The sequence below is a fragment of the Caproiciproducens galactitolivorans genome (genome assembly GCF_026672255.1).
GTDB lineage: Bacteria > Bacillota > Clostridia > Oscillospirales > Acutalibacteraceae > Caproiciproducens > Caproiciproducens galactitolivorans_A.
Map to the genome: position 1 here is coordinate 91,187 of NZ_JAPOHA010000004.1, position 15,427 is coordinate 106,613.

General features: G+C 54.1%; 17 protein-coding genes and 1 tRNA gene. 9 read left to right on the forward strand and 9 right to left on the reverse strand.

Annotation, left to right across the window (positions count from 1 at the left end):
- Positions 1-63 precede the first annotated feature (63 nt).
- Genes OUY18_RS05065 through OUY18_RS05095 form a run of 7 tightly spaced genes read left to right on the forward strand, consistent with a single transcriptional unit; the run spans position 64 to position 6,522 of the window.
- On the forward strand, positions 64-1,005 hold the full coding sequence (locus OUY18_RS05065) for an ABC transporter permease (RefSeq protein WP_268057647.1): 942 nt from the start codon (positions 64-66) through the stop codon (positions 1,003-1,005).
- Entirely contained in the window at positions 1,005-2,000 is a 996-nt protein-coding gene (locus tag OUY18_RS05070) for an ABC transporter permease (protein ID WP_268057648.1), read from the forward strand. Before OUY18_RS05065 ends, OUY18_RS05070 begins: the two co-directional genes overlap by 1 nt.
- 12 nt (positions 2,001-2,012) lie before the next feature.
- Positions 2,013-3,053: an ABC transporter ATP-binding protein gene (locus OUY18_RS05075; protein ID WP_268057649.1), complete on the forward strand. Its 1,041-nt coding sequence runs from the start codon at positions 2,013-2,015 to the stop codon at positions 3,051-3,053.
- Positions 3,046-3,981, forward strand: a complete 936-nt coding sequence (locus OUY18_RS05080) for an ATP-binding cassette domain-containing protein (RefSeq protein ID WP_268057650.1) — start codon at positions 3,046-3,048, stop codon at positions 3,979-3,981. The genes OUY18_RS05075 and OUY18_RS05080 overlap by 8 nt, the downstream gene beginning before the upstream one ends.
- A 4-nt stretch (positions 3,982-3,985) precedes the next feature.
- On the forward strand, positions 3,986-4,900 hold the full coding sequence (locus OUY18_RS05085) for a S66 peptidase family protein (RefSeq protein ID WP_268057651.1): 915 nt from the start codon (positions 3,986-3,988) through the stop codon (positions 4,898-4,900).
- Between the two features lie 4 nt (positions 4,901-4,904).
- On the forward strand, positions 4,905-5,705 hold the full coding sequence (locus tag OUY18_RS05090; protein ID WP_268057652.1) for a serine hydrolase: 801 nt from the start codon (positions 4,905-4,907) through the stop codon (positions 5,703-5,705).
- 1 nt (position 5,706) lies between these two features.
- Entirely contained in the window at positions 5,707-6,522 is an 816-nt protein-coding gene (locus tag OUY18_RS05095) for an NlpC/P60 family protein (protein ID WP_268057653.1), read from the forward strand.
- A 151-nt stretch (positions 6,523-6,673) separates the two neighbouring features.
- Here the strand turns inward: OUY18_RS05095 and OUY18_RS05100 are convergent, their stop codons facing one another.
- Positions 6,674-7,873 carry a peptidoglycan-binding protein gene (locus OUY18_RS05100; RefSeq protein ID WP_268057654.1) on the reverse strand — a complete coding sequence of 400 codons (1,200 nt, stop codon included), beginning with the start codon at positions 7,871-7,873 and terminating at the stop codon, positions 6,674-6,676.
- A gap of 21 nt (positions 7,874-7,894) precedes the next feature.
- Positions 7,895-9,145, reverse strand: coding sequence for an ATP-binding protein (locus OUY18_RS05105; protein ID WP_268057655.1), 1,251 nt, complete (start codon positions 9,143-9,145; stop codon positions 7,895-7,897).
- A gap of 148 nt (positions 9,146-9,293) precedes the next feature.
- Between OUY18_RS05105 and OUY18_RS05110 the strand changes: the two genes are divergently transcribed.
- Entirely contained in the window at positions 9,294-10,115 is an 822-nt protein-coding gene (locus OUY18_RS05110; RefSeq protein ID WP_268057656.1) for a hypothetical protein, read from the forward strand.
- Between the two features lie 67 nt (positions 10,116-10,182).
- Here the strand turns inward: OUY18_RS05110 and OUY18_RS05115 are convergent, their stop codons facing one another.
- A complete protein-coding gene (locus OUY18_RS05115; RefSeq protein WP_268057657.1) occupies positions 10,183-10,893 on the reverse strand; it encodes a hypothetical protein in 711 nt (236 codons plus the stop codon).
- A gap of 15 nt (positions 10,894-10,908) precedes the next feature.
- Complete coding sequence (locus OUY18_RS05120) at positions 10,909-11,355, reverse strand: cell wall hydrolase (protein ID WP_268057658.1); 447 nt, start codon at positions 11,353-11,355, stop codon at positions 10,909-10,911.
- A 384-nt stretch (positions 11,356-11,739) separates the two neighbouring features.
- On the opposite strand from OUY18_RS05120, the gene OUY18_RS05125 reads away from it, so the two are divergent.
- Positions 11,740-11,828, forward strand: a tRNA-Ser gene (locus OUY18_RS05125).
- A 188-nt stretch (positions 11,829-12,016) separates the two neighbouring features.
- On the opposite strand, the gene OUY18_RS05130 is transcribed toward OUY18_RS05125, so the two are convergent.
- The 5 genes from OUY18_RS05130 to OUY18_RS05150 all read right to left on the reverse strand — a co-directional run bounded on the left by OUY18_RS05130 (position 12,017) and on the right by OUY18_RS05150 (position 15,250).
- A complete protein-coding gene (locus tag OUY18_RS05130) occupies positions 12,017-13,264 on the reverse strand; it encodes a tyrosine-type recombinase/integrase (RefSeq protein WP_268057659.1) in 1,248 nt (415 codons plus the stop codon).
- The gene (locus OUY18_RS05135; protein WP_268057660.1) at positions 13,261-13,545 is read right to left on the reverse strand and encodes a helix-turn-helix domain-containing protein; all 285 of its coding nucleotides are present in this window, start codon (positions 13,543-13,545) and stop codon (positions 13,261-13,263) included. Before OUY18_RS05135 ends, OUY18_RS05130 begins: the two co-directional genes overlap by 4 nt.
- Before the next feature lie 29 nt (positions 13,546-13,574).
- Positions 13,575-13,907, reverse strand: coding sequence for a recombinase family protein (locus OUY18_RS05140; RefSeq protein ID WP_268057661.1), 333 nt, complete (start codon positions 13,905-13,907; stop codon positions 13,575-13,577).
- On the reverse strand, positions 13,876-14,280 hold the full coding sequence (locus tag OUY18_RS05145) for a type II toxin-antitoxin system PemK/MazF family toxin (protein WP_268057662.1): 405 nt from the start codon (positions 14,278-14,280) through the stop codon (positions 13,876-13,878). Before OUY18_RS05145 ends, OUY18_RS05140 begins: the two co-directional genes overlap by 32 nt.
- Before the next feature lie 520 nt (positions 14,281-14,800).
- Positions 14,801-15,250 carry a sigma-70 family RNA polymerase sigma factor gene (locus OUY18_RS05150; RefSeq protein WP_268057663.1) on the reverse strand — a complete coding sequence of 150 codons (450 nt, stop codon included), beginning with the start codon at positions 15,248-15,250 and terminating at the stop codon, positions 14,801-14,803.
- Between the last annotated feature and the right edge of the window lie 177 nt (positions 15,251-15,427).

The following is a 15,427-nucleotide window of genomic DNA, read 5'->3' on the forward strand; positions in this document are numbered from 1 at the left end:
CTGATTGACAGGGCTATGTGAATCAACCCGGTTTGCGTATCCCGCTTTAAAAGGAGCATTGCCATGTTGAAATACGCAGCCAAGCGTTTGATTCAATCGCTTGTCACGCTCGTCATTATTATTACCATTGTGTTTTCCCTTCTGCGGCTCATGCCGGTGGAAGGGTACTTCCAGAACTTCGACAAGCTGGACAAGAACCAGATTCACGCCGCCCTTCTGAGCATGGGCCTGCTGGACCCTCTGCCCGTACAGCTCAAGAATTTCTTCGTCCAGTTGCTGCATGGCAGTCTGGGGAATTCGCTCATTTACCGCCCCAATGTGCCGGTACTGGACATTATCGCCGACAAAGCGCCGGTCTCGATTTTCATGGGCCTTGCTTCCATGGCAATTGCGCTCCTTCTGGGACTGCCGCTCGGTACCGCAATGGCGCGGAGTAAAGCGAAATTCTGGGATAAATTCGGCACCGCGTTTATTGTGTTTGTTACCGCCGTGCCCGCCGCCGTCTATTACCTTTTAATTCAGGTGTATTTTACGGACTGGCTCGGGCTTCCGATTCTGTTCAGCGAATCCGACCCCGTAAGCTGGATTCTGCCGACGGTTTCCCTTTCGCTCGGCAACATCGCCTACTACGCCATGTGGCTGAGGCGCTATATGGTGGACGAGCTGAACAAGGATTATATCCGGCTGGCGCGGGCGAAGGGCGTGGACAGCAAAACCATCATGAAGAAGCATGTTTTCCGCAACGCGTTTGTCCCGATGGTGCAGTACCTGCCGACTTCGCTCCTTTACACCATCGCCGGTTCCATTTACATAGAATCCCTTTATTCCGTTCCCGGCATGGGCGGGCTTCTGGTCAACGTGATTCAGCGGCAGGACAACAACATGGTGCAGGCGCTGGTCCTGATTTACTCCGCGATCGGTATTGTCGGCCTTCTTTTCGGGGATATCCTGATGAACCTGATGGACCCCCGTATCAGCTTCGAGAAGAAAGGGGGCGCCCGCTGATGGCTTTACGGCATAAAAAAACCGCCGCCGTGGAGGAAAGCATCAACGAATCCTTCAAAAACCTCCCGGACGACGAGTTGTTTACCTTCGCCGGCTTCGACGAGGCGGCGGCTGAAAAAACGGGCTATTCCGATTATTCCTACTGGCGCTCCACCTTTCAGGTGTTTCTGAAAGACCGGGTCGCCGTATCCCTGCTCATTCTGATCGGCATTATTCTTTTGTTTGCCTTTTTACAGCCGCATCTGCCCGGGCAGCGTTCCGCCACGCAGATTTACAACGACGCTTCCGGCATGCAGATCCGCAACCTGCCGCCGAACGCGGAGTTCTGGTTCGGAACGAATTCCATCGGACAGGACTTATGGAGCCGCGTCTGGAGCGGCACGCGCACGTCGCTGCTGATCGGTTTCGCCGTCGCTTTAAGCGAAGCGGTGCTCGGTATCCTGATGGGCGTTCTGTGGGGCTATATCCGCAGGCTCGACCGGCTGTTCACCGAAATTTACAATGTGCTGGACAATATTCCGCAGACCATCATCCTCATTCTGTTTTCGTATATCATGCGCCCGAGCGTCTCTACGCTGATTATCGCCATGTGCCTGACCGGCTGGCTCGACATGGCGCGCTTTATCCGCAACCAGATTCTGATTATCCGCGACCGGGACTACAATTTAGCTTCGCGGTGCCTAGGCACACCGTCCCGCCGGATTATTCTCCGCAACCTGCTGCCGTATCTGGTATCGGTCATTATGCTCCGCATGGCGCTCGCCATTCCCGCGGCAATCGGCAACGAGGTATTTTTAACCTACATCGGGCTGGGCCTTCCCGTCAGCATTCCGTCGCTCGGGAACCTGATTAACGAGGGCCGCGTGCTGATGACCTCCGCCGCGCTCCGGTATCAGCTGTTCTTCCCGGCGATTGCTCTGTCCGTTGTAACGATATCCTTTTACATCATCGGCAACGCGTTTGCCGACGCGTCCGACCCGAAAAACCATATTTAAGGAGGTTGAAGAATGGAACAGGAAATTCTTTTATCCGTTAAAAACCTGGAAGTAAAATTCGACCTTCGCGGGCGGACGCTCAACGCAATCCGCGGGATTTCCCTCGACCTTTACAAAGGCGAAAGCCTCGCTATCGTTGGGGAATCCGGTTCGGGCAAATCCGTTCTGGTAAAGACCTTCATGGGGCTTTTAGACGCGAACGGCCGGATTACGGACGGCGAAATTTTGTACAACGGGCAGGATTTCACCAAATTCAAGACCGAAAAGGAATGGCTTGCGATCCGCGGAAAGGAGCTGGCCATGGTCTTGCAGGACCCGATGACCAGCCTGAACCCGCTCAAAACCGTCGGCTTTCAGATCTGCGAGGCGCTGGAGCTTCATCAGGGGCTGAAAGGCGCAAAAGCGAAGGAAGCGGCGGTTTCCATCCTGGAGGACGTCGGCATCACCGAAGCCGGGCGCCGTTTCAGCCAGTATCCCCATGAATTTTCCGGCGGCATGCGCCAGCGCGCGGTCATCGCCATCGCCGTTGCATGCAGGCCGAAAATCCTGATCTGCGACGAACCGACCACCGCGCTGGACGTAACCATTCAGGCGCAGATTCTGAACCTGCTGAAGGATTTAAAGGCTAAATACGATTTAACAACAATATATATTACGCATGACTTAGGCGTGGTCGCCAACGTGGCCGACCGCATCGCGGTGATGTACGCGGGCGATATCGTGGAAATCGGCAAATGCGACGAGGTTTTCTACAATCCCCGCCACCCCTACACCTGGGCGCTGCTTTCTTCGCTGCCCCAGCTCGGCGTAAAGGGCGAAAACCTGTATTCCATCAAGGGCGCGCCGCCGAACCTGTTCACGCACATTGCGGGCGACGCTTTCGCGCCGCGCAACCCGCGCGCTTTGAAAATCGATTTTGTGAAGCGCCCGCCGTATTTCGACGTAAGCCCCACCCACAAGGCGCGCACCTGGCTTCTGGACCCGCGCGCGCCCAAAGTGGACCCGCCGGAAAGCATCCGGAAGCTGCGACAGGGGGTGAGCGCGAATGGCTGAGAACCGGGAACCGCTGCTTCAGGTAAAAAATCTGGAAGTCACCTTCGGCACGCGCAGGCATCCGTTTCATGCCGTCAACGGGGTAAGCTTCGACATCTACGAAGGGGAAACCTTCGGGCTGGTCGGGGAATCCGGTTCGGGAAAAACGACCATCGGCCGCTCGATTATCCGCATTAATCCGGTCTCCGGCGGCGAAATCCGGTATAAAAACCAAAAGATCAGTGGAAAAATATCCAAGGAGCTCGACCGCCGCCTAACGCGCGAGATTCAGATGATTTTTCAGGACCCGATGGCGAGCCTGAACGAGCGCGCCAAAGTGGATTATATTGTATCGGAAGGACTTTATAACCTCGGCGGACATTTAAGCGAAGCCGAGCGCCGGGATAAAGTTGACACGGCGCTGACGGACGTTGGGCTTCTGCCCGAATTCGCCAGCCGTTTCCCGCATGAATTTTCCGGCGGACAGCGCCAGCGCATCGGCATTGCGCGCGCGCTCATTATGCAGCCGCAGTTTATTATCGCCGACGAGCCGATCAGCGCGCTCGACGTTTCCATCCGCGCGCAGGTATTGAACCTGCTTTCCGATTTGCAGAAAAAGCGCGGCCTTACCTATCTGTTTATTGCGCACGACCTTTCCGTCGTCCGCTTTATTTCCGACCGCATCGCGGTCATCCGCAAAGGCGTTCTGGTTGAACTTGCCGAAACGGAAACGCTGTTCGCGCACCCGCTGCACCCCTACACCCGCGCGCTGCTTTCCGCGATTCCGCTGCCCGACCCGCAGGCGGAAAAGAACAAGAAGCTGCTGGTATACGACCCGGGCATGCACGATTATTCGGTGAAGAAACCGGAGTGGTGCGAAATGGAACCCGGGCACTTCGTACTGGCGAACGAACCCGAAATTGCGGAGTATAAAAAGGCATTGGAGTGATTACATGTTTACACCGAAACCCTTGTTCCCGGGCGCGCGCGTTGCGCTGATTGCGCCCGCCGGCCCGGTTCCGCCGGAAAAATTCGGCCCCGCCGTCCGGGCGGTGGAGGAACTTTCCTTAAATCCCGTTATTTATGAAAGCTGCCGCCGGGCGCACGGCTACCTTGCCGGCGACGACCGTATGCGCGCCAAAGACGTCTGCGACGCGTTCGCGGACGATACCATCGACGGCATTTTCTGCATCCGGGGCGGGTACGGTTCCCAGCGCCTGATGAACTTAATCGATTGGAACCTCATTCGCAGAAACCCGAAGGTTTTCTGCGGTTACAGCGACATCACCGCCCTGCACATCGTCTTTAATCAGAAATGCGGCTTCGTCACCTACCACACCCCCATGCCCTCCACGGAGCTTTGCATGAATCCGGACGAATACACCCTTTCCAGCCTGAAAAAGGTGCTGTTTGGGGAAAAGATCGGCGAGCTGCAAAACCCCGCGAACAAGCCGCTGGAAACGCTTGTGGGCGGCTGCGCCCGCGGAATACTGACCGGCGGCAACCTTTCGCTGGTTTCTTCGTCGCTCGGCACACCGTATGAAATCGACACCCGGAATAAAATCCTGTTTCTGGAAGACGTCGGCGAGGAACCGTACCGGATTGACGGAATGCTGAACCATCTGAAAGCGGCGGGGAAATTCCGCGACTGCGCCGGAATCCTCCTTGGAAGCTTTACGAAAAGCGAAGCGGAAAATCCGGAAAAATCCCTTACGCTGGAAGAGGTGTTCCAGGAACTGATCGTACCCGAACACAAGCCTGCGATCATGAATCTGGCCTGCGGCCACAGCATGCCGGCCCTGTCCCTGCCGCTGGGGAAAACCATCGAAATGAACTCTATTTCCTGCAAAATAAACGTATTGGACTGATATTATGAAACTGAGGGAATTACGCGATTACGCGGAAAATGAAATCAACGATATCAACGCGGACGTTTCTTTGCTTGTCCATGATTTTACCCGCAGCGAAACTCTTCTGTCCTTTGAAGCCGGAAAGAAGGTCGTTTCCGCAAGCACCATCAAAACGCTGATTCTGCTCGCCGCGCTCAAAAAGGTGCGGGACGGCGAACTGGAGCTGAACCAGACGGTCGTCGTTCCCGCGAAGGAAATTCTGGAGGACACCCGCGTGTTCGACCGGGGCGTGCGGGAATACCGTCTGGAGGAACTGCTCACCTGGATGATCATTACAAGCGACAATACCGCCACAAATGTGCTGATCGAGCTGCTGGGTATGGACGCCGTCAACGCGTACTGCCGGAAGCTGAAACTGGAATCCACGGTTCTGGAGCGCAAAATGCTCGACTGGGACGCGGTGGAGCGGGGGCGCAACAATTACACCAGCGCCGTCAACCAGCTTACCGTCTTTGCCGCCCTGCACCGCAAGGCCATCCTGACCCCCGCGCTCTGCGACCGGGCGCTCGGAATTTTAAAGCGCCAGCGCGATTACAGCATGGCGTTCCGGTATATTGCGGACGAGTCGTTCACCGCCGCGCACAAAACCGGCGGTCTGGATTATTTGAAGCACGATTCGGGCCTGTTTTATCTGGATGATAAAGTCTACTATTTCGGCTGCTTCGTTTCTCAATCCATGGACGACACGGATGAGAATCCGGTTTCCAAAAGGCTGATCGGCCGGATTTCCCGGGCGGTCTACGAATATTTTCAAGAGGCGTAAAATGGAATACGCATTGATTAAGTCCCCGATCGCCCCCTTGATGGAAGCGCCGCCGCACGAAAACGAAATTACGGACGAAGCGCTCTGCGGCGTGGCCGTGGCGGTGCTGGGCCGGTGCGGCGCGTGGGTTCACGTGCGCACGCATTACCGGTACGAGGGCTGGGTAAACGAAACCCATCTCTGCTTTCACCAGACTCTGGTACAGCAGTGGGCGAACGCGCCGAAAGCGGTCGTTTTGCAGGCTTGGGCCGACGTTCTGGACGCGCCTAAGGTACAGGGGCACCTCATCGGCGAAATCCCGCGCGGCGGCCTTTTAAGCCCCGTAGGGGAAGCGCAGGACGGCTGGCAAAAGGTGCGCTTCTGTGACGGGCGCGAAGGTTTTCTCTGGGGCGCGTTTCTGGGGGAATACCGTACCGCGTGGCAAAAAGAAGACGAACCGGCCCTGCGGAAAGCGTTTACGGAAACCGCGCTTTCCTACCTCGGCACCCAGTACCGCTGGGGCGGGAAAACCCCGCTCGGCATCGACTGCAGCGGACTTTGCTCCATGGCCTATCTTTTGAACGGCGTCGTCATTTACCGCGACGCGCATATTTTGCCGGATTTCCCCGTGCATGAAATCGACCGGAGTGAAATCAAGGAAGGCGACCTGCTGTATTTTCCCGGCCATGTCGCCATGTACCTTGGGAACGGGCGGTATATCCACTCCACCGCGGGCAACAACTGCCACGGCGTGGTGATCAACAGCCTTGACCCCCAGGCGCCCGACTACCGCGCGGATTTACCCGGAAAGCTTACCTGCTGCGGCAGTATCTTTTAGGGTTGTTCCGCGCTTCCCTCTACAAAACCGGTACGCGGTTGACCGGTTGATGCACCGTCGCTTGAATGGAAAAGAAAAGCATTAAATGAAATGCATAAACGCCCCGTACATCGCATAGGGATTGTACGGGGCGTTCTTCTTCTGTTCTTTTTTACGGTGTCGTGCGTTTTTTTACGTTGTCGGAAAACAGTTTTTGCAGTGTTTTCGGCTCGGCAACGCCGGTTGCCGGCAGGCCGTTCAGGAACTGGAAGTCCTTCACGCTCTGTTCCGTGCCTTCCGCAAATTCACCGGACGGCTTCACAAACATATAGCCCAGCTCCTGCAGGCGGTTCTGCATTTTCAGGACGTTGTCGTTCTTATCGCCCTTTTTCAGCGTAATCGACGTATCAAACGTTCCGGAAGCGCCTGTTCCGGGGGAAGCGCTTCCTGTGGAAGACGTGCCGGAAGCATTCGTGCCCTCCAAAAGCTGGGGATAGACTTTTCCGGCGATAAAGGTAACCGCATCCACCATTCCTCTGCCCTGCAGGAGCATCAGTTTCGGATCCATTTCATAAACCTTGCCCGACTTCACCGCGTCCAGTTTTTTATATTCCGGGGATTCGGCAAGCTTCGCCTTCACACCGGTCGGGCAGAATATGTACTGCGGATTCGCAATCAGCAATTCATTCACGGGCATTTTATTGCCGGTTCCGTCCGAAGCGGCATTGATCAGACCCGCCGCTTCAATCAGTTTCCCCTGCAAAGTGTCGCCGGTAACCACCCCGCCGTCCGTGTCGTAAAGATAGGCTACCGTGATCGGCTTGTTGCTTTTGGGGATGATGCGGCTGATATCGTCAATAGTAAGGAAGATACTCTGGGAAGCCTTCTTGCTGTGTTCATAACCAGTTTTCGCGCCTTTCAGCGCCGACCCCACCTGCGAATAAAGCCGGTCAAGGTCTTCCCGCCCGGTTGCTTTGGCAATTGTTAAAACGGTGATGCCCGCTTTATTGAATGCTTCCATCTGCGCCTCGGGGGGCTTCGTATCGGTCAGTACCAGATTGGCGCCGAGGTCCTTTATCTTCTGCGCTTCGTCCATTGTTACGTTCGGCAGGACCGCCAGATCGCTCTGCGTACAATCCGCACTCTTGGCCTTTAACGAAACCTCGTAATCCATCGTCAGAATCACGTCGGCAAGATTCGGCGAAAGCACCGCCACGCCGGACGGTTCCTGATTAATCGTTACCTCCCCGATCTTAACGGGGAAATCCTTTTCGCCCGCGCCGGAAGAGATATCGTTTTTGGGTCCGCAGGCCATCAGCATGCCGGCGGCAAGTATCGCGCTCAGAAAAAGCGCCGTTAATTTTTTCAGCATATTCGCTCCTTTCCGCAGCAGCTACGAAAGCTCCTGCCCGCGCCGGATGCGCGCCTCCGCATCGCGGATAAACTGCCTTGCACAGCGGGGCGAACGCCCGCCGCGCGCGGTTGCCCACCGTTCTGCACCCATTTCCAGTTCGTCTCTTTGAACATCCAGCTTCCTCTGTTTCGCAAGCTGGCGGACAATTTCCAGATAACGTTCTTTATCCGGCAGGGTAAAGCCGATGGAAAGGCCGAACCGGTCGGCCAGCGAAAGGCTTTCCTGCATGGTGTCGCCCCGATGCACCTCGTCCCCGTCGCGGTCGGAGAAGGTTTCCCGAACCAGATGGCGCCGGTTGGAAGTCGCGTAAATCAGCGTGTTTTCCGGCCGGGCAGCAAGTCCGCCTTCCAAAACCGCTTTCAGCGCGGCGTATGTATCGTTTTGTTTGGAAAAGGACAGGTCGTCGATAAAAATAATGAATTTCATCGGGATGGCGGCAATCTGGTCTACCAGCAGCGGAAAATCCATCAGATATTCCTTCGGCATTTCAATCATGCGCAGTCCCTTCGGATAATACTCGTTTAAAAGCGCCTTCACCGTGGAGGATTTGCCCGTTCCGCGGTCGCCGTAAAGCAGGCAGTTATTCGCGGGCAGGCCCTGAAGGAAGGAAAGGGTGTTGTCGATCGCCAGACCGCGCTGCACCTCATAGCCTTTTAAATCGGCAAGCACGGTTTTGTCGGGATAGGCAACCGGCTCGATTTTTTTATCACGCCAGATAAACGCGCGGTAACGTGCGTACATACCGCAGCCGTTTTTTTGGTAATATTCCGTCATTTTACGGATGCAGTCTTTTAAATTGCCCTTCAGCGCGCCGACCGGTTCCCCGGTTTTCCACTGCGGCAGCGCGAGGGATTCCACCTGCTGCTCGAAGCGGCAGCCCTTTAAAAGCTCCTGCGGGGTAACGGCGGAAATCTCCAGAATGATTTTCAAATCGCGCTCCACCGCTTCCATCATGGTCGGCGGGAAATCCGTTTTCCCCGCGGCCGCGGCAAGCGAATACGCGTTTTCATCAAACAGCGCCGTACCGGTAATGCATTCGGCAAGGCTTTCGCTGCACCCGCGTTCGCACAGCACGGCGAAGAAATTGCCCCAGGCGGTCAGGAATTCCTGCTCCGTCTTATCGCAGGACCAGAGAAGACGATAAAAGGCCTTTGGAACGGTGCGGTTTAAGATTCCTTTATAAATGGAAAGGGACGCCATTTTCATTGCGGCCCGCTTCATTTCATTCATATTTTGCTCCTTATGTCGTATGAGACTGCTATCTTTGTTATTTTACCCTTATCGCAGGTATTATGTCAAGTTATCGGGATGATTTGGGTTGCGATTCCAGTAAAAATTTGATATTATGATTAGCAGAAGTAAAATGAAGAGGGTTACCATGAAATTGAAAAAAGCAATCCTGTTTCTCTGCGCGGCGGTTCTCCTTCTGGGCCTGTCCGCCTGCGGAAAAAAGGCGGACGCCGACGTACTGATGCGCGAGGCAAAAACCAACGCGAACGCAATCGAGAATTGCAGCGCCTCCTATGTGAGCGAACTGGTCTTTACCGCGAACGGAAAAGAGAGCGTTTTCAAGACGAATGCAAACTGCGTTTACCGGGCAAAGCCGTTTGCGCTGAAATCCACCCAAAACACCCTGCTGGGCAGCACGGCAACCGGCAGCGTCAGCTATACCGTAACCGACCCGGACGGCGTATGGTTTTACTCCAACACCGGCAGCGGCTGGCAGAAAACCTCGGCCGAAGACGTGGGCACCACGCCTTTGGAGCAGATCGATATCCTTCGCCTGACGGAGAGTATCTCCGGCCAGAAATATGTTCGCGAAACGGAAATCAATTCCCGCAAGGTACATAAAATCGAACTTACTTTTCAAAGCAATGCGCTTCGCAGCACCGTAGAGACGATCGTTACCGCAACCGGCATGGGGCAGGGCTCGAAAACCATCGTACAAACCCTGCTTGAAAACGCCCCCGCCGTTTACGGATACGGCTACGTCGACGAATCAACCGGACAGCTCGTCCGGTTGGAGCTGGACGCTACGGAAGCGGTGAATAAAATATTCCAGTCAATCGACGGCAGCGGAATCAAAGTGAACGTATCCCGATGCGTAACCAGCGGGGATATTACGAATATCGGCAAGGCTCCCGCCATAGTGCTGCCCGCCGATGCCGCCGCCGCGCAAACAGTGCAAGCCGCCGGTTAAGCAATCGCCGGTTTTACTCCCTTGCGGGCCTGCCTTTCGGCACCGCCCGTCAAGGGAGACAAAAAATTTAATAGTAAAATTTAATAAACTTGATATTATAGAAGTCGCATGCCAAAAGATCGTCGGTTTCCGCTTCCTGCAATAAAATATAGTTTACGCCTACGCCGAGCAGCGTGCCCGATTTATCGACCAGCGTATTGGTGCCGATCAGGAAGTCCACGAGGACAGGCCTTCCGATCTGCGTGCGCAGAAAGCCATTCAAATATTGCAGACTCTCCGAGTTGATTGTAACCGGCTGTGTCAGAGTCGGATTTAAAGCGCCCGCGCTCATCGTCCCGCCCGTGCTCGCCGGAAGCAGGGCCGCCTGAGCCGCCGGGGAAGCAGGCATCCTTTGGGGCTGCCCGAAGGTTCCGGGCATCTGCATGCCGCCGGCCGGGGTCATTGCGCTCCCGGCAGCCGGTGAAGGGAGAAGTCCCGGGAACTGCCCGGAGGTTACAGGGGCCGGTGCGCCGCCCATCTGCGCGCCGCCGGTTCCGGCAAACATCAGGGGCGGCGGTGCTCCCATACGGTTTGGGCTTGGGATGGAAGGATGGCCTTTCCCCATTTCTTTGAGCTGCTGGCCGAACTGCTGCTTCTGCAGCGGATTCATATAGTTATAGCTTGCAACGTCCTCTATCGTAGGCGTTGTACTTTGCATGGAAAGTCCTGTCGGCATGCCGGGCCCCTGGCAGTTGCCGCAGGCCGGCGCAAATTCCGAATTGGAACGGTTGTTGTCCATAATGTCCTCCTTTTATCATGTGCTCGCATAAATACTGGTTGGGGTATAGAAACAATGCTGATTGATCCGGTTGAAAATGACACCCGCCCGGTTTGACGGAAAATACGGGGGGCACTGGGGATTGTACGGATTAAAGTAAAAAAGGGACGAACCGACCGAGGAAGCCGTATTGCCGGAAAGCGCCCAATCCGTTATTTCGTATTGAATTTCATCCGGATCCATGTTAAAAACGTTTTGCGAATTGTAGACACCGCCTATTGTTTCCAACATGCATGTAAACTGATCGGGCTGTACAATGATATTGCGTACGTTCCCTCCCTGGCTTACACGGGAAAATTCTCCGTAATCCACATTGGCCCGGTTCATAACAATAGAAGCCACCGCGCGCATGCCGTTGTCCCCTTCCCCTCCGGCCTCGCATTTCAGGAGCTTTGCAAAGAGTTCTCTGGTTGTTAAGGGCATATCATCACCTAATTCATAAGTTGTTTTACTGCATAATATGTCCCCCTTGGTCCGCATGGCACAAGAACCCTTCAAATTGCAGAATATTTTAAAGATTTTGGGAAAGAGGAAAACACTTGACATTTTACGAACAAATCCGTAAAATGTATAGGTAGCGTTTTTGCGCAGGTTTAAATTTTATAGGGAAGCGTATCGAAGTGGTCATAACGGGCCTGACTCGAAATCGCGTGTGGTCGGCGATGGGACAGGTTCGAAGAAGCCTGATTTCATGCGGGTTTGCGGCTTCAATTTTACAACGGTTCTAATTTTCATCTTGCAGTTTTCTTGCAATTTTGCAATCAACTGAATATTGCCTTTTCACCGAGCAATCGGTTGAAAATACATGGAGAGGTATCGAAGTGGTCATAACGGGGCTGACTCGAAATCAGTTTGACGGCAACGTCACATGGGTTCGAATCCCATCCTCTCCGCCACATTTGTCCTAAAAGTCCGAATATTCCGGGCTTTTAGGACATTTTTATGCCTATTTTCACATTGTTTCCCCCACTTTGGCAGAAATCGAGGCAAGCGGGTTTGCAAATTTTCTGGGGATTTTCTGCAAGAAAACTGCAAGATGGGAAAGTCTTCTGCGACATTGCGTGGGTTCGAACCTTCGGAGAGCTTACTCCGGTTTTTCGTCCTTGTCGTTCTCCGGATTATCCTCGTCTTCAGTCGCTCCAAGCACTTCTTCAATCATGTTTGCGCTGGCCAGCTTGCTGGAGCTGTCGATGTGGGAGTAGATGTTGGCGGTGGTCGCCATGTCGGAATGCCCCAGCCAGTCTTGAATCATCTTCATGGGAATATTGTTTGCCAGCAGGAGCGAGGCACAGCTGTGCCTCAAATCGTGGAAGCGGATTTTTCGAAGCCCGTTATCTTTTAAAATGACCTGAAAATGACTGCTGACATACTGCGGGGTGATCAGGCCGCCCAGCGCGTCTACGCATATGTACTCCGAATATTTCTTGTCATAAGCGCCGCGCATGACTCTTTGCATTTCCTCCTGCCTCGCCTGCTCCGCCAGAAGCTCCTCCTCAATGTGAGGAATCAGCGGCAGGGTGCGGTAGGAGGATTTTGTTTTCATCACGTCGTAGCCCTTGAGCACGACACCGCTCTTGGTTTCCTCCTCCAGAATCTTGTGCCGGATGCTGATCGTTTTGGCGGTGAAATCCACCGCGGACCATTTCAGCCCCAGCACCTCGCTGCGGCGCAGACCGTAGTAGGCCGCCAGCATGATGACCAGGCGGATCGGGTCCCCCTCGACGCAGTTCAGAAGCCCCTTCAGCTCCTCGGCGTTGTAGTAGCTGCCAATGAACGGCACGGATTTGGGCCTGTCGGCCTGCAGGCAGGGATTCGTGGGGATGATGCGCCGTTTTACCGCCTGCTGGAAAGCCCTGTGCAGCATGGCGTGGTGGCGCTGCGCCGTCGTGCCCTTCAGCCCGTCGGAGCGAATCGTCGTGTAGTAGGCGTTGATTTCGTCGCCGGTGACCTCCTTTACCTTGAGCTTCATCGGCTTGAAAAAAGCTGTCATCCTGCCGTTGATCATTCTCTTGTAATTCAAGTAGGTGGAGCTTGAAATATTGGGCTTGTGCTGCTCCAGCCATTCCGGAAGATAATTTTCCACCAACATATTGGCGATCCGGTTGCGTTCCCGTTCCGCGTGGGTCATGTTTTCCTGAAGGTATAAATCCCCGACGTTGTACTGCGCTAATACCTCGGCAAGCCGGTGGTTGGCCTCCGTTTTCGTGCCGCGCTTGTCCTCCAGGTCAAGACTGACCCATCTTTGCTTGCGGACTCCATCTGTGTCATACAAATTTAATACGGCGTACCATTTCTGATTTTTCGTGGCCAAACGGCCTGTGATTCGTTTCATTTCCGTTCTCCTTTCGCGTGATTTTCTCCGGTACTGCCGTCGGCAGTACACACAATACCACACTCAGACGGAGAAAGCCAGGTGTCAAACGGTACAAACCTGCACGGGTTATTTTCGACCAGAAACGCCACAACAGACAGCTTGGGGACCAAGACCTTGTTGGTCACCCGGATGCTCCCCAATCGGCCGCTCCGTGCCAAGCGATAGGTCTGATTGATACCGATGCGCAGCAATTTGGCGGCTTCCGGAATCGTGAGAACCTCCGGCTCATCCCTGAACATGGAGAGATACACCCGCTCGGAAACGGCAATCATATCAAACCCTCCCCCGCGGAAATATGTCCTTCCAAGGGAGAAAAGACTTCAATTCCAAAGCTTTGAAATTCATGCACCCAGGCAAGCGCCTGACGGCGGTCACGATGAATATGGAACAGGCTGGTGACAAGGAGAGCATCAAAACGTTTCACGTCGGCATCCTGTTTCAGCTTCTCCAATTCCGTATTCTGATCAAGATCAACGCTTACTCCGGTAACTTGATATCCCAACTGTTCCGCGAAATCATAAAGCTGCTTTTCCTGTTTCTTTAATACGCTGTTTCGATCCTCCGGCGCGTCACCACGGCAATAAAGCCATGCTCGTTTCATACTGCTCCTCCTTACTCTCAGCTTGTCTGATAAAAAGCCCCAGGCTGACGCCCAGGGCTTCGTCAACCTTCCGAAGGCACTCGCCGCCGATGCGGCCCAGATACGCGCGCAGGCGGGAGCGGTCAATGGTGCGGATTTGCTCCAGCATGACGATGGAGTTTTGCCGCAGTCCGATATGCTTTCCCGTCAGGGGTACATGGGTAGGCAAAGGATTCTTTTCCATACGGCTGGTGACCGCCGCCACAATCACGGTGGGGCTGTATCGGTTCCCGATATTGTTTTGAATAATAAGGACGGGGCGGATGCCGCCCTGCTCGCACCCGATGACCGGCATCAAATCCGCATAGAAAACATCTCCTCTGCTTACATTCATGCCAAGCACCTCCGTCACTGTATGTAACAAGGGACAGCCGGTTGGACATGGCTGTCCCTCAAATCTATATAAAGCTTGTTCTTCATTTTATTGGTCTGATGCTTCTATTCGGCACTGCTTCCCGAAACTAGGGCGGCAGCATAAACGGTTTGCCGGTTAAGCAAACGCCATAGGAATCTCACCTCTCCCAGGATCTCTGCGAGCCGCCCCCATTGCTTGAGTCTGTGGCTGGACGGAAGTAGCGTTGGCACTGTCCGTTTCATTGCGAGACAGCCCACCACAGGCTGTTTTATGACCGGGCCTTGCCGCTCGTCGCCTTCGATGCCATCGGTTCGACGGATGTCTGTCACCCATCCGCAGGTAGTCTTGGCGTGCCCGTCATTGTCGCTGCCGCTCATCACGGCCGAACAGATCATGTATTTATGCTGCCGGATATGAAATTTTCAAGGAACAACGAGGGAATAGAAAAACCCCCTCACTTACTTACACGCTGAGCGAGGGGGTTGCACGGAAAAACTTTTTACTTTTCCATCAGTTTTTTTAATTTGCCGAGAATTTTTATTTTTCTGTCATGGATGGTCATAAAATGAATGCCTGTTTCTGCAGCCAACTGTCGCTCACTTTTGCTTTTGAAAAACAACTCGGTGATTAGTTCCTGCTCCTCTTGGGTGAGTTGCTTGAGACAGGTCAGCATTTTTTCAATCATCACGGTCTTAATCACGGCATCATCCACATCCTCGCCAGCGGTGGCAAACTGCCTATTTTCCTCCAGAAGCCGTTCATAGGAGTCCTCCCGGCTGGGGAGATATGTAACGGTACCGCTGGCAGAATCAATCCGGCATCGCTCGACTTTGATGTCATACTGCAGGTATTCCATCTGACGGTCGCTCTTTTCCAAAACTTCAATGATTTCTCTGCTCACACCGGGATACTTCGCCTGGTAATCCGTTTTTTTCTGATACTTTGCCATAAGGCTTGTCCTCCATTTCAATATTTTTTGAACTTGAAAATGAAGAACAGGCGGAGAGCGACAGCAAAGGCATTTTCCATTGCTTCCCAAGCACATCCAATGAAATGCAAAGGAGATACAACCAGGTCGAAAACGCATGAAAAAAGTCGAATAAAAAAAGTCAGCAGTTTGCATAGT

Coding starts and splice junctions, on each gene's coding strand:
- OUY18_RS05065 (WP_268057647.1), top strand. CDS start 64: ATGTTGAAATACGCAGCCAAGCGTTTGATTCAATCGCTTGTCACGCTC.
- OUY18_RS05070 (WP_268057648.1), top strand. CDS start 1,005: ATGGCTTTACGGCATAAAAAAACCGCCGCCGTGGAGGAAAGCATCAAC.
- OUY18_RS05075 (WP_268057649.1), top strand. CDS start 2,013: ATGGAACAGGAAATTCTTTTATCCGTTAAAAACCTGGAAGTAAAATTC.
- OUY18_RS05080 (WP_268057650.1), top strand. CDS start 3,046: ATGGCTGAGAACCGGGAACCGCTGCTTCAGGTAAAAAATCTGGAAGTC.
- OUY18_RS05085 (WP_268057651.1), top strand. CDS start 3,986: ATGTTTACACCGAAACCCTTGTTCCCGGGCGCGCGCGTTGCGCTGATT.
- OUY18_RS05090 (WP_268057652.1), top strand. CDS start 4,905: ATGAAACTGAGGGAATTACGCGATTACGCGGAAAATGAAATCAACGAT.
- OUY18_RS05095 (WP_268057653.1), top strand. CDS start 5,707: ATGGAATACGCATTGATTAAGTCCCCGATCGCCCCCTTGATGGAAGCG.
- OUY18_RS05100 (WP_268057654.1), bottom strand. CDS start 7,873: ATGCTGAAAAAATTAACGGCGCTTTTTCTGAGCGCGATACTTGCCGCC.
- OUY18_RS05105 (WP_268057655.1), bottom strand. CDS start 9,145: ATGAATGAAATGAAGCGGGCCGCAATGAAAATGGCGTCCCTTTCCATT.
- OUY18_RS05110 (WP_268057656.1), top strand. CDS start 9,294: ATGAAATTGAAAAAAGCAATCCTGTTTCTCTGCGCGGCGGTTCTCCTT.
- OUY18_RS05115 (WP_268057657.1), bottom strand. CDS start 10,893: ATGGACAACAACCGTTCCAATTCGGAATTTGCGCCGGCCTGCGGCAAC.
- OUY18_RS05120 (WP_268057658.1), bottom strand. CDS start 11,355: ATGCCCTTAACAACCAGAGAACTCTTTGCAAAGCTCCTGAAATGCGAG.
- OUY18_RS05130 (WP_268057659.1), bottom strand. CDS start 13,264: ATGAAACGAATCACAGGCCGTTTGGCCACGAAAAATCAGAAATGGTAC.
- OUY18_RS05135 (WP_268057660.1), bottom strand. CDS start 13,545: ATGTTCAGGGATGAGCCGGAGGTTCTCACGATTCCGGAAGCCGCCAAA.
- OUY18_RS05140 (WP_268057661.1), bottom strand. CDS start 13,907: ATGAAACGAGCATGGCTTTATTGCCGTGGTGACGCGCCGGAGGATCGA.
- OUY18_RS05145 (WP_268057662.1), bottom strand. CDS start 14,280: ATGAATGTAAGCAGAGGAGATGTTTTCTATGCGGATTTGATGCCGGTC.
- OUY18_RS05150 (WP_268057663.1), bottom strand. CDS start 15,250: ATGGCAAAGTATCAGAAAAAAACGGATTACCAGGCGAAGTATCCCGGT.